Consider the following 12620-nt stretch of genomic DNA (forward strand, 5'->3'; position numbering starts at 1 on the left):
CGCGTGCTTGGTCCTCGCGTGCGTTGCTTCTGCGTGCGCCGCCATCGCGCGAGCCGTGTTTCACGTACACCGGGAGGCGCCCGTGGCACAGACGAACGCTGAGATCGACCCGTCCTTCCGTGCGCTCCCGCTGCGTACGCTGGCCGACGCCGCTCTGAGCCGGGCCCGTTCGCTCGGCGCGGCGCACGCGGACTTCCGGTTCGAGCGGGTGCGGGGCGCCCAGTGGCAGTTGCGCGACGCCCGGCTGAGCGGCTCGGCCGACCACACCGAGACCGGTTATGCCGTGCGCGTCGTACACGACGGCGCCTGGGGCTTCGCCTCGGGCGCGGAGCTGAGCACGGACGGCGCCGCCCGGGTGGCCGACGAGGCCGTGCGGATGGCGCGGTTGTCGGCTCAGGTGATCGGGGCCGCCGGTCACGATGACCGGGTGGAGCTGGCGGCCGAGCCCTCGCACGGCGAGCGCAGTTGGGTCTCCAGCTACGAGCTGAACCCCTTCGAGGTGCCGGACACCGAGAAGATCGGGCTGATGGCCCAGTGGAGCGAGGGACTGCTGCGCGCCGAGGGCGTCAGCCATGTGGACGCCGAACTACTGGCCGTCCAGGAGAACAAGTTCTACGCGGACACGGCCGGCACGATCACCACCCAGCAGCGCGTACGGCTGGCACCACGACTGACCGCGGTCGCGGTGACGGACTCCGGTTCCTTCGACTCCCTGCGCACCCTGGCACCCCCGGTCGGGCGCGGGCTGGAGTACCTCCACGGGGTCGGCTGGGACTGGGAGGACGAACTGGCGCGCCTCCCGGAGTTGTTGGCCGAGAAGCTGCGCGCGCCGAGCGTCGAGCCCGGCGCTTACGACCTGGTGGTGGACCCGTCCAACCTCTGGCTGACCATCCACGAGTCGGTCGGCCACGCCACCGAGCTGGATCGCGCGCTGGGTTACGAGGCGGCGTACGCGGGCACGTCGTTCGCCACCTTCGACCAGTTGGGCACCCTGCGGTACGGCTCCGAGCTGATGCACGTGACGGGCGACCGCACGGCCGAACACGGCCTGGCCACGGTCGCCTTCGACGACGAGGGGGTCGCCGCGCGGTCCTGGGACCTGGTGCGGGAGGGTACCCTCGTCGGCTTCCAGACGGACCGTCGGATCGCGGAGCTGACCGGCTTGGGGCGGTCCAACGGCTGCGCCTTCGCCGACTCGCCGAACCACGTACCGGTGCAGCGCATGGCGAACGTCTCGCTCCAGCCCGCGCCGGAGGGGCCCACCACAGAGGAGCTGATCGGTGACGTGCGGAGCGGTGTCTACGTCGTGGGCGACCGCTCCTGGTCAATCGACATGCAGCGGTACAACTTCCAGTTCACCGGCCAACGGTTCTACCGCATCGAGCACGGCAGACTCGTCGGACAGCTGCGGGACGTCGCGTACCAGGCGACCACCACGGACTTCTGGGGTGCGATGAGCGCGCTGGGCGGCCCGCAGACGTACGTCCTGGGCGGCACGTTCCACTGCGGCAAGGCCCAGCCGGCGCAGGTCGCGGCGGTGTCGCACGGCTGCCCCAGCGCGCTGTTCCGCGCCGTCAACATCCTCAACACCACACGGGAGGCGGGCTGATGAGCGGCGGCAACGGCACAGCGGGGAAGAGCACGCCACACGTGACAGTCGAGCGGGCGCTGGAGCTGTCCCGGGCGGACGGCTGTGTGGTGATCGCGGACGAGGACTCCACCGTCGACCTCCGCTGGGCGGGGAACGCGCTGACGACCAACGGCGTCGCCCGGGGACGTACGCTCACGGTCCTCGCCACAATCGACGGCCGCCAGGGCACCGCTTCCGGAGTGGTGTCGCGCAGCGCCGTGACGGACGCGGAGTTGGAGTCGCTGGTGCGGTCCGCCGAGGAGGCGGCACGCGCCGCAGGGCCCGCTGAGGACGCACAGCCCCTCGTCGACGGTAAGCCGGAACACCCGGACTTCCGGACGGAACCGGCGGAGACCTCACCCGAGGTGTTCGCGGAGTTCGCCCCGGCACTCGGTGAATCCTTCGCGCGGGCGAGAGCGGGTGGCCGACAGCTGTACGGCTTCGCCCACCACGCCGTGCGCTCCAGCTATCTCGGCAGCTCCACCGGCCTGCGGCTGCGCCACGACCAACCGACCGGCACCGTGGAGGTCAACGCCAAGAGCACCGACCGTGAACGCTCCGCCTGGGTGGGGCGCTACACACGGGACTTCAGCGACATCGACCCCCTCGCGCTCGAGGCGGAGCTGGCCCAGCGGCTCGGCTGGGCGCGGCGGCGGGTGGAGCTGCCGGCGGGACGGTACGACACCCTGGTGCCGCCAAGCGCGGTCGCCGACCTGCTGATCTACCAGTGGTGGTCCTCCGGGGCGCGGGAGGCTGTCGAAGGGCGCAGCGTGTTCAGTCGGCCGGGCGGCCAGACCCGGCTGGGCGAACGGCTCTCCACGCTGCCGCTGACACTGCGCAGCGACCCCTCAGAGCCGGGCCTGGAGTCGGCGCCGCATCTGCTGGCGCGCGCCTCCGGTGGAGACGTCTCGGTCTTCGACAACGGACTGCCGCTGTCCGCCACCGACTGGATGCGCGACGGCACGCTCACCCGCCTGCCGACGACTCGGCACAGCGCGGGGCTGAGCGGCCTGCCGGTGGCTCCGCCGGTGGACAACCTGGTGCTGGAGGGGGGTGGCGACTCCTCCCTCGCGGACATGGTCGCGGGTACCGAGCGCGGGTTGCTGCTGACCTGCCTGTGGTACATCCGGGAGGTCGATCCGGCGACCCTGCTGCTGACCGGTCTGACACGGGACGGGGTGTACCTGATCGAGGGCGGCGAGGTCACCGGCGCCGTGAACAACTTCCGGTTCAACGAGTCGCCGGTCGGCCTGCTCTCCCGGGTCACGCAGGCGGGACACAGCGAGCACACGCTGCCGCGGGAGTGGTCGGACTACTTCTGCCGAGCCTCGATGCCGGCGCTGCGCGTTCCGGACTTCAACATGAGTTCGGTCAGCCAGGGAGTCTAGGCACCACGTGCCAGCCACCGTCGTACCGCAGCCCCCCATGGCCATACGGCACTGCACCGTGGCCAACGGCTGTCCGCTGTGGCCTACGGCCACGAGGAGCGGCCAGCAGGCATAGACTCGGGGCGGTGAACCTCCCGTAACCAATCCTCAGGACGACAGACGTGACACGCCTCGGTGACTCCGTACAACGCGCCAGCACGCTGCTGGCACAGGACCTCTCCTCCGACGCCGCCGTCGAGCAGCTGCTCGAGGAGACCGGAGCACGGCGCTATCTCGACCTGAGCGACCTCTCGGCGAAGGAGCAGGCGGCGCTCATCGCGGCTCGTACGGTGGACGTGCTGCCCTCGGTCGAGAAGCTCGCTGAGGAGATCGACGCACGCCGGGCGGACGACGACAGTCTGCACGTGAAGCTGGGCATCGATCCCACAGCCGCCGACGTGCACCTCGGGCACGCGGTGCCGGTGATCATCCTCAGCCGATTCCAACGGATGGGCCACCGGGTCACGTTGATCATCGGCGACACCACGGCAAAGATCGGCGACCCCTCGGGACGTACCGCCGAGCGCCCTCCGCTGTCCGACGCGGACATCGCGCGAAACCTCGCGGGTTACCAGGACCAGGTCAAGCCGTTCTTCGACTTCGAGAAGGTCCGATTCCGCCACAACAGCGAGTGGCTGGGCAGCATCACCCTGCCCCGGCTGATCGGCATCCTCTCCCAGGTCCCCGCCGCGCAGCTGCTGCAGCGAGAGGACTTCCGCAACCGGCTCTCGGAAGGTGCCGGGCTGACCATGTCCGAGCTGATCTACCCGGTCGCGATGGCGGTCGACTCGGCCGAGATCGAGGCGGGCATCGAGCTGGGCGGCGTGGACCAGCTGCTGAACATGCAGATGGGCCGGAAGGTGATGGAGATCTACGGACAGCGACCACAGCTCATCGCGACGAACGCCCTGATCGAGGGCACCGACGGCTCGGGCGCCAAGATGTCCAAGTCGAAGGGCAACTACGTCTCCTTGAACGCCTCGGCCGACGAGGTGTTCGGCAAGATCATGTCGATCCCGGACCGACTGACCGCACCATACCTGCGTGCCTGGACGGAATGGACCGATCCCGAGATCGACACGGCCTTGCAGCGGGTCGAGGCCGGGACGCTGCACCCGATGGACCTGAAGCGGGTTTTGGCCGGCGATGTGGTGGCCGCGCTGTACGGGGTGCCGGCGGCCATGGCGGCACGCCGGGGATTCGCCGCACAGTTCTCCCGACGGACGTTCGCGGACGTACGGTCGCTGCCCGCACTGGAGTTGACCGAGCACGCCGCCGAGGGCGTCGCGGCACTGCTGACCAAGGTGTTGGAGTTCACGCCGAGCGCCTCGGCGGCCCGTCGTGTCGCCAAGCAGAACGGCCTGCGGCTGGTGGTGGAAAGCGACGAGGAGCAGCATGCGATCGTGCTCACGGAGGCCGACGCGCTGCGCCCGCTGGGTGAGGTGCTCCCGGAGAAGCTGACCGAGGCCGGCGTGAGCGGCACCGTCTATCTGAAGGCCGGACGCAAGATCGCTGAGGTCCGCGGCGGCTGATCCGGCGAATCTGCCGGATCAGCCAGGACTGTCCACCCGCGCTCAAGCCAGCCGGAGCGGGCGGCGTACCGTGGAGGTGGTGTCCGGCACACGGCGTGACCGGGCCAACGAGCGGGTGATGAGGATGTTGCGGAAGCAGCGGAGCCCTGAGGTCGTCCGGATCACCGGGGCCCGGAAGGGACTGACCGAGGACGTCCGGAGCAGGGAGCGGCGGTATGTGATCTCGATGCTCGTACGGACGGTGGCGGTGCTGCTCGCGGTGACCCTGTGGAACGTACAACGTCCACTGGCCATCGTGGCGCTGGTCCTCGGTGTGGTGTTGCCATACGTCGCGGTCGTGGTCGCCAACGCGGGGCGGGAGAACGCTTCCTCGCTGCCGACGACCGTGCTCCCCGGATCCCGGCCGATGCTCGACGCGACCGACCACACCGCCGGTGCCGCCGGCACCACCCCGCACAGCACGGACGAGCGAGCCGAACGGCAGGATAAGCCGGCGGGCGGGGAGCCCAACACCCGTTCGGACAGACCGCGTTGAGCAGCCAAGTCGTCCGGACCCCCGGAAAAGCTCACAGGAATAGTCCGGTTCTGCTGCACCTGCCGGGGTCTGTCATGCCATACTTCTGGAGCGCTCCGCATCCCCCGTCGGAGCGATGGACCGACGCCGGGCGGCTCCCCCCGTGGCTGCCCGGCGTCGTTACGTGCGCCGCGCGGGTGTTGGATGGACAGCGTGATACCCGCAGCGAACCCTGAATCTCCCATCTGCTCGGCGAAGGCCTGCAAGGCACCCGCGGTGTGGGTACTGGCCTGGAACAACCCGAAGCTCCACACTCCCGAGCGCCGCAAGACCTGGCTGGCCTGCGATGAACACCGTGAACACCTGTCATCGTTCCTGAACGTGCGCGGCTTCCTTCGGGATGTCGTGCCACTGGCGGAATGGGAGGACGACAGCGCGGCTCCCCCAGACTGACCAGCCGGTCCGGACCGGCCCCGCCCGGTCCGGACCGGCGGCGTGGGTCAGCCGCCGATCGCGGACATCGGACGGTCGGGCTGGACGAAGGACGGGTCGTCGATGCCCGCACCCGCCTTCTTCCCCCACATGGCGCGCTTCCACAGCGCCATGATCTCCTCGTCACTCGCCCCGTCCCGCAGGGCGCCGCGCAGGTCCGACTCTTCGGTGGCGAACAGGCAGGTACGCACCTGACCGTCCGCGGTGAGACGGGTACGGTCGCAGGCGCTGCAGAACGGCCGGGTGACGGAGGCGATCACGCCCACTCGATGCGGTCCGCCGTCGATGATCCAGCGCTCCGCGGGAGCAGAGCCGCGCTCCTCCTCGCCCTCCGGGGTAAGCGTGAAGCGGCTGCGCAGCGACGTGAGGATGTCTCCGGCAGTGATCATCCCCTCTCGGTGCCAGCCATGCTGGGCGTCAAGGGGCATCTGCTCGATGAAACGCAGCTCGTATCCGTGCTCCATCGCCCAGGCGAGCAGGTCCGGCGCCTCGTCGTCGTTGAGCCCCGGCATCAGCACGGTGTTCACCTTGACCGGGGTGAGGCCCGCCGCACGGCCGGCGGCGAGGCCGCGCAGGACGTCCGCGTGGCGCTTACGACGGGTCAGCTGCTGGAACACCTCGGGGCGCAGCGTGTCCAGCGAGACGTTGATCCGGTCCAACCCGGCGGCGTGCAGGGCGTGGGCCGTACGCTCCAGACCGATGCCGTTGGTCGTGAGGGAGATCTTCGGGCGAGGTGACAACCGCGCGCAACGCTCAATGATGCCGGGCAGTCCCGGGCGCAGCAGGGGCTCCCCTCCAGTGAAACGAACCTCCTCGATGCCCAGCCCGGTCACGGCGACCTGGATGAGCCGAACGATCTCGTCGTCCGTCAGCAGCTTCGGCTTGGCCAGCCACTGCAGCCCCTCCTCCGGCATACAGTACGTGCAGCGCAGGTTGCACCGGTCGGTCAGTGAAACGCGCAAGTCGGTGGCGACCCGGCCGTATGTGTCGAGCAGCATGCTGACGGCCCTCCCACGGTTGTTTCCTTTGCCTCGCAGCGTACGTGACGCCTGTGACAATCAACAGTTCGTTGAAGCGGGGGCGGTAGCGGGACCGCCCCCGCCGCGAACCGCTCCGTGGTGGGCCGTCAGCAGTGAGGGGCCGTGAGGCGTCCGCGGCAGCTCAGTGCGCCCCGCTGCCGGTCAGTGACCGCACCTCCAGTTCGGCGTACTTCTCGCCGTCGGGGTCCTCGTCCTCCTTCGACAGCACCGTCCCCAACCAACCGAGCAGGAAGCCCAGCGGGATGGAGATCAGGCCGGGATTGCTCAGTGGGAACCACTGGAAGTCGACACCGGAGAACATGGCCTCCTCGCTCCCGGAGACCACCGGGGAGAAGAACACGAGGAAGACGGACGAGAAGAGCCCGCCGTAGATCGACCAGAGCGACCCTCGGGTGTTGAACCGCTTCCAGAACAGGCTGTAGAGGATCGTCGGAAGGTTGGCCGAGGCCGCGACCGCGAAGGCGAGCGCCACCAGGAAGGCCACGTTGAGCTTGCCCGCGAAGATCCCGAGCACGATCGCGACGGCTCCGATGGCCACCGCCGCGATCCGGGCCGCGCTGACCTCCTCCTTGTCCGTCGCCTTGCCCTTGCGGATGACGTTGGCGTAGAGGTCGTGGGCGAACGACGAGGAGGACGCCAGGGTGAGGCCGGCGACCACCGCCAGGATGGTCGCGAAGGCGACCGCCGAGATCAGTGCCAGCAGGGTCGCACCGCCGATCGAGTCCGCTCCGCCGCCGATCTCCTGAGCCAGCAACGGCGCCGCGGTGTTGCCCGCGGCGTCGGAGTCGGTGATCTCCTTCTGGGAGAGCAGTGCCGCCGCCCCGAAGCCGAGGGCGATGGTCATCAGGTAGAACACGCCGATGATGCCGATCGCCCAGTTCACCGACTTACGGGCCACCTTGGCGGTGGGCACCGTGTAGAAGCGGACCAGGATGTGCGGCAGTCCGGCCGTCCCCAGCACCAGAGCGAGACCCAGCGAGATGAAGTCGATCTTCGAGGTGGTGCTCACCCCGTACTTCAGACCCGGCTCGAGGAAGGCCGCCCCCTTGCCGCTCTCCTCCGCGGCGGCGCCGAGCAGCGAGGAGATGTTCCAGTTGAACTTGGTCATCACCAGGATCGTGACCAGCAGGGTGCCGGCGATCAGCAGACACGCCTTGATCATCTGCACCCAGGTGGTGCCCTTCATTCCGCCGATGGTGACGTAGAGGATCATGACGATGCCGACGATGGCCACGATGATGTTCTTGCCGGCGTCCCCGGAGACTCCGAGCAGCAGGGCGACCAGCGCGCCCGCGCCCACCATCTGGGCCAACAGGTAGAAGATCGACACCACGATGGTGGAGGTGCCGGCGGCCGTACGCACCGGGCGCTGGCGCATCCGGTACGCGAGCACGTCGCCCATGGTGAAACGGCCGGAGTTCCGCAACGGCTCGGCGACCAGCAGCAGGGCGACCAGCCAGGCGACGAGGAAGCCGATGGAGTAGAGGAATCCGTCGTATCCGAACAGCGCGATGAGGCCGGCGATCCCGAGGAAGGAGGCGGCGGACATGTAGTCGCCGGAGATGGCGAGGCCGTTCTGGAAACCGGTGAAGGAACGGCCGCCGGCGTAGAAGTCGGTGGCGTCCTTCGTCCGTCGGCCGGCCCACACGGTCACACCGAGGGTGGCGGCGACGAAGACGGAGAAGAGCGTGATGATCAGCGTGCGGTGGTCGCTGGCGTCCTCGGCGGCCAGCTGAACGAGCGAGTTCACGCGTCGGCCTCCAAACGGTTCTTGATGGCGTCGGCCTTGGGATCGAGCTTGGCCGCGGCATGTCGTGCGTACCACCAGGCGATGAGGAAGGTGGTCACGAACTGGGCGATGCCGAAGGCGAACGCGACGTTGAGATTGCCCAGCAGCTTGGTGCCCATGAAATCGCCCGCGTAGATGGACAGCAGGACGTAGAGGAAATACCAGACGACGAAGCCGACGGTGAGCGGGAAGGCGAACGAGCGGTGGGATCGGCGTAGTTCACCGAACTCCGCGCTCTGTTGCACCTCCCGGTACTTCCGGTCGGACGACGGGCCGGAACCCGTTTCCTGTTCAGTGTCCACGGCGACTCCAACGGACGGACTGTGCGGGGATGAGGGCTATGACCTGGATCACAGCAGATAGCCGTCAGCGCATCGTAGATCGCCGGCGAGCCGTGCGACAGAGGTCCGTGGTTGAAATCTGTAGGGGATACGAGTGGTATCCCGCGCGTCTCCTGGGACTCCATTGCTGACACGTACACATCATGGATACGTTCCGCCCACAGTGGTCACACACGGACATGGAGGTCCTATGGACGCTCGATCCCGCAGACGCAGCGGCGTACTGGCGGTGCCGCTCGGCCTCGCGCTCACCGCCTCGCTCGCCGTACTGCCCGGCGCGAGCACCGCCCTCGCCCAGGACCGGCCCGCCACCGGACAACAGCGGCACACCGAGGCCAAGGCCAAGGACGCGGAACAACTCAGCTACGTCGTCAACACCGAAGCAGAGGACGACACCATAGAGCGGGTGAAGCAGAAGATCGCGGACGCCGACGGCACCGTGGTCACCACCCACGAGGAGATCGGCGTACTCGTCGCCCACTCCGACAACCCCCGGTTCGGCGAGCTGCTACGCGCCGTCGAGGGCGTGGACTCGGCGGGCGCGACCCGTACGGCGCCGCTCCGAGCCGCCGGCACCACACAGGAGGGCGAGCCGCGCTACGTCCAGGACCCGAAGGCGCTCGCCGACAAACTGGACGCCCGGCAGCAGGAACGTGCCGGGGCCAACGACGCTGACGTCGCGCCGGAGCCGCTGGAGTCCCTACAGTGGAACCTCCCCCAGATCAAGGCGGACCAGGCGCACGCCGTCAGCCAGGGGAGCCGGGACGTCACCACCGCCGTCATCGACACCGGGGTCGATGACACCCATCCCGACCTGCGGGCCAACTTCTCCGCGAGCCAGTCCGCCAGCTGCGTCGGAGGCAAGGCCGACACCTCCGAGGGCGCCTGGCGACCGTACGAGACCGGCGGCAGCTACCACGGCACCCATGTGGCCGGCACCATCGCCGCGCCCCGTAACGACGTGGGCGTCGCGGGCGTGGCTCCCGGCACTCAGGTGTCCTCCATCAAGGTGGCGGAGCAGGGCAGCAGCCTCTTCTACGCGGAAGCCGTCGTCTGCGCCTTCACCTTCGCCGCCGAGCAAGGGGTGGAGATCACCAACAACAGCTACTACGTCGACCCCTGGCTGTACAACTGCCCCGACCAGGCCGACCAGAAGGCCATCGCGGAAGCGGTCGGACGCGCGGCGGAGTACGCGGAGAACCAGGGCATCCTGAACGTGACCTCGGCGGGCAACTCCAACCACGACCTGGCCGCCGACGAGATCGTGGACGACACCAGCCCCAACGACTCGAAGCCGGTCGAGCGCACCATAGATCCCGGTGCCTGCCTGGACGTCCCCGCTCAACTGCCGGGCTCCGTCACCGTCTCCGCGACCGGCGCGGACACCCTCAAGTCGTACTACTCCAACCACGGCTCGGGGGTCATCGACGTCGCGGCACCGGGCGGCGACAAGTACCAGGTGCCGGGCGGCGACGCCAAGAACGGCGGAATCCTCGCGACCATGCCGGACGGCGACTACGCCTTCCTCCAGGGCACGTCGATGGCCGCGCCGCACGTCGCCGGAGTCGCGGCGCTCGTCAAGAGCGCGCATCCACGGTCCACTCCCCAGGAGATCCACTGGCGGATGAAGGCGTGGGCCGACAACCCCGGCTGCCCGACCGAACCGTACGACCCGGACGGGGACGGCGAGGTCAACGCCGAGTGCGCGGGGCACGACAAGGTGAACAGCTTCTACGGCTACGGCCTCGTGGACGCCCTGGACGCCGTACGGAAGTGACCGGGGCGGCCCGACGCCACGTCGCGGGCCCCTGACAACCCGTCACGAGGGGCCGGGCCACGGCTATGCCGCTGGTCCGGCCCCCATTCAGCCGCCTGGCTCACGCGGTCTACGGCTTCCCCAGCCGAGCGGGCTCCGGGGACCGTACGTCCTCCGGCGCGGTGTCCGGCCTCGGCGTCGCGACCGGTTGCCAGCGGGGGCTGCGCAGCACGCGACCGGAACGTTCGGACCAGCTCTCGGCCCGCCGTACGTCACGGCCGATCGCCACGTACTCGTGGCTGACGACCCGCAGTGGGTTGTAGGTCTCGATGTTCTGCGTCAACCCGTACACACACGGCTCCACTTCCGGGGCGAAGGACCCGAACAGCCGGTCCCACACGATCAGAACGCCCCCGAAGTTGCGGTCCAGATAGTCCCCCTGCGACGCGTGATGCACCCGATGATGCGAGGGCGTGTTGAACACGAACTCGAACCACCGGGCCAGTTTGCCGATCCGCTCGGTGTGTATCCAGAACTGGTAGACCAGGTTCACCGAGTAGCAGAACGCGATGGCCGCCGGATGCACCCCGCAGGCGACCAGCGGGAGGTAGAACGGCCAGACCGCCAGGGACTCCCAGGGCGGCTGTCGCAGCGCGGTGCTGTAGTTGAACTTCCTGCTGGAGTGGTGCACCACGTGGGAGGCCCACAGGATGCGGATCAGGTGGTTCTCCCGGTGCGCCCAGTAGTAGAGGAAGTCCTGGGCCAACAGCATCAGCGGCAGGGTCCACCACAGCACGGGAACGCGTGCGGGGGTCAGTTCGTAGACCGCGATGAAGACCGCCATCGTCGGAATCTTCCACAGCATGTCCAGGGCGTAGCTGAACACGGCCACGCTGATGCTCGTGGCGGAGTCTCTGGGATCGTAACCGGCCTGCTCGTCCTTCGGACGCAGTCGGTGACCGAACACCTCTACAGCGCCGAGGAGGAAGAAGGCCGGAAACGACCACAACATGACATCGGGAAAGTCAGGAACCATGAGTGCACGGTAGGAGCCTTCCGTGACCACGGCGAGACCACGGACCGGTCAGCAGGGTTTTCCCTCAACTCGGTTGCGCCGGCGGCACGTCCACGGTGGCGCGGTCCGGCTCCGGGTCACCCGCCACCGGCTGCGCGGCAGGTTCCCAGCCGGGACCGCGCAGCATCCGGCCGGCGCGCTCCGACCAACTGCGGGCGGCCCGGAGGTCACGGCCGATCGAGGCGTACTCGTGAGTGGCGACGCGCAGCGGATTGTAGGTCTCGATGTTCTTCGTCAACCCGTACACACACGGCTCCACTTCCGGGGCGAAGGACCCGAACAGCCGGTCCCACACGATCAGAATGCCCCCGAAGTTGCGGTCCAGATAGTCCCCCTGCGACGCGTGATGCACCCGATGATGCGAGGGCGTGTTGAACACGAACTCGAACCACCGGGGCAGTTTGCCGATCCGCTCGGTGTGTATCCAGAACTGGTAGACCAGGTTCACCGAGGAGCAGAAGGCCAGCACGGCCGGATGCACCCCGAGAAGGATCAGCGGGAGGTAGAACGGCCAGACCGTCAGGCTGGTCCAGGGCTGGCGCAGCGCGGTGGTCAGGTTGAACTTGCGGCTCGAGTGGTGCACCACGTGGCAGGCCCACAGAATCCGGATGACGTGGTGCCCGCGGTGCGACCAGTAGTAGAAGAAGTCCTGCCCGAGCAGGATGAGCGGCAGGGTCCACCACAGCAGCGGGATCTCCCACGGCGTCAGCTCGTAGACGGCCGCGTAGATGGCCACGATCGGGATCTTCCACAGCGCGTCGAAGACGAGACTGCCCGCCCCCATGGTGACACTGGTCGCGGCGTCCCGGGTGTCGTAGCCGGCCGCGTCCTCGTCGGGATGCAGCCGGTGACTCACCATCTCGAGCACGGTGAGCAGTACGAAGGCCGGGATCGACCACAGCACCACGTCTGGCAGATCGCTGGACATGACAGCACGGTAAGCCGTTTCCGCACGGACCACCAGAGGGAGTTACCGACAAGTAAGAACGTCTCGAACACGTCGCCGTGACCAGCCCCTCCGCCG

At 68.5% G+C, this 12620-nt stretch carries 11 protein-coding genes; 6 read left to right on the forward strand and 5 right to left on the reverse strand.

The features are described 5' to 3' along the window. Positions 1-82 precede the first annotated feature (82 nt). From AN216_RS17810 to AN216_RS17830, 5 genes are all read left to right on the forward strand, one after another. Positions 83-1609 carry a TldD/PmbA family protein gene (locus AN216_RS17810; protein ID WP_070197693.1) on the forward strand — a complete coding sequence of 509 codons (1527 nt, stop codon included), beginning with the start codon at positions 83-85 and terminating at the stop codon, positions 1607-1609. After that, on the forward strand, positions 1609-3018 hold the full coding sequence (locus tag AN216_RS17815) for a metallopeptidase TldD-related protein (protein ID WP_070197694.1): 1410 nt from the start codon (positions 1609-1611) through the stop codon (positions 3016-3018). Before AN216_RS17810 ends, AN216_RS17815 begins: the two co-directional genes overlap by 1 nt. A 161-nt stretch (positions 3019-3179) precedes the next feature. Then, complete coding sequence (tyrS, locus tag AN216_RS17820) at positions 3180-4589, forward strand: tyrosine--tRNA ligase (protein ID WP_070197695.1); 1410 nt, start codon at positions 3180-3182, stop codon at positions 4587-4589. Between the two features lie 124 nt (positions 4590-4713). Next, positions 4714-5124 (forward strand): DUF3099 domain-containing protein, encoded by a 411-nt coding sequence (locus AN216_RS17825; protein ID WP_170843164.1) that lies wholly within the window; start codon positions 4714-4716, stop codon positions 5122-5124. A 183-nt stretch (positions 5125-5307) separates the two neighbouring features. Next, positions 5308-5556 carry a hypothetical protein gene (locus AN216_RS17830; protein ID WP_070197696.1) on the forward strand — a complete coding sequence of 83 codons (249 nt, stop codon included), beginning with the start codon at positions 5308-5310 and terminating at the stop codon, positions 5554-5556. A 47-nt stretch (positions 5557-5603) separates the two neighbouring features. On the opposite strand, the gene moaA is transcribed toward AN216_RS17830, so the two are convergent. The 3 genes from moaA to AN216_RS17845 all read right to left on the reverse strand — a co-directional run bounded on the left by moaA (position 5604) and on the right by AN216_RS17845 (position 8726). Continuing rightward, positions 5604-6593 carry a GTP 3',8-cyclase MoaA gene (gene moaA / locus AN216_RS17835; RefSeq protein ID WP_070197697.1) on the reverse strand — a complete coding sequence of 330 codons (990 nt, stop codon included), beginning with the start codon at positions 6591-6593 and terminating at the stop codon, positions 5604-5606. Between the two features lie 163 nt (positions 6594-6756). Further along, positions 6757-8385 (reverse strand): solute symporter family protein, encoded by a 1629-nt coding sequence (locus AN216_RS17840; RefSeq protein ID WP_070197698.1) that lies wholly within the window; start codon positions 8383-8385, stop codon positions 6757-6759. Continuing rightward, positions 8382-8726 carry a DUF485 domain-containing protein gene (locus AN216_RS17845; RefSeq protein ID WP_070197699.1) on the reverse strand — a complete coding sequence of 115 codons (345 nt, stop codon included), beginning with the start codon at positions 8724-8726 and terminating at the stop codon, positions 8382-8384. The genes AN216_RS17840 and AN216_RS17845 overlap by 4 nt, the downstream gene beginning before the upstream one ends. 229 nt (positions 8727-8955) lie before the next feature. On the opposite strand from AN216_RS17845, the gene AN216_RS17850 reads away from it, so the two are divergent. Then, positions 8956-10542 (forward strand): S8 family peptidase, encoded by a 1587-nt coding sequence (locus AN216_RS17850; RefSeq protein WP_070197700.1) that lies wholly within the window; start codon positions 8956-8958, stop codon positions 10540-10542. A gap of 109 nt (positions 10543-10651) precedes the next feature. Here AN216_RS17850 and AN216_RS17855 read toward each other — a convergent pair whose 3' ends face one another. Together AN216_RS17855 and AN216_RS17860 are read right to left on the reverse strand one after the other, a co-directional pair. Further along, positions 10652-11557, reverse strand: coding sequence for a sterol desaturase family protein (locus tag AN216_RS17855; protein WP_070197806.1), 906 nt, complete (start codon positions 11555-11557; stop codon positions 10652-10654). Positions 11558-11621: 64 nt separating this feature from the next. After that, complete coding sequence (locus AN216_RS17860) at positions 11622-12524, reverse strand: sterol desaturase family protein (RefSeq protein ID WP_070197701.1); 903 nt, start codon at positions 12522-12524, stop codon at positions 11622-11624. Positions 12525-12620: the final 96 nt, after the last annotated feature.

The organism is Streptomyces oceani (assembly GCF_001751245.1).
Classification (GTDB): Bacteria; Actinomycetota; Actinomycetes; order Streptomycetales; family Streptomycetaceae; genus Streptomyces; species Streptomyces oceani.

Coding starts and splice junctions, on each gene's coding strand:
- AN216_RS17815 (WP_070197694.1), top strand. CDS start 1,609: ATGAGCGGCGGCAACGGCACAGCGGGGAAGAGCACGCCACACGTGACA.
- AN216_RS17825 (WP_170843164.1), top strand. CDS start 4,714: ATGTTGCGGAAGCAGCGGAGCCCTGAGGTCGTCCGGATCACCGGGGCC.
- AN216_RS17830 (WP_070197696.1), top strand. CDS start 5,308: ATGGACAGCGTGATACCCGCAGCGAACCCTGAATCTCCCATCTGCTCG.
- moaA (WP_070197697.1), bottom strand. CDS start 6,593: ATGCTGCTCGACACATACGGCCGGGTCGCCACCGACTTGCGCGTTTCA.
- AN216_RS17850 (WP_070197700.1), top strand. CDS start 8,956: ATGGACGCTCGATCCCGCAGACGCAGCGGCGTACTGGCGGTGCCGCTC.
- AN216_RS17855 (WP_070197806.1), bottom strand. CDS start 11,557: ATGGTTCCTGACTTTCCCGATGTCATGTTGTGGTCGTTTCCGGCCTTC.
- AN216_RS17860 (WP_070197701.1), bottom strand. CDS start 12,524: ATGTCCAGCGATCTGCCAGACGTGGTGCTGTGGTCGATCCCGGCCTTC.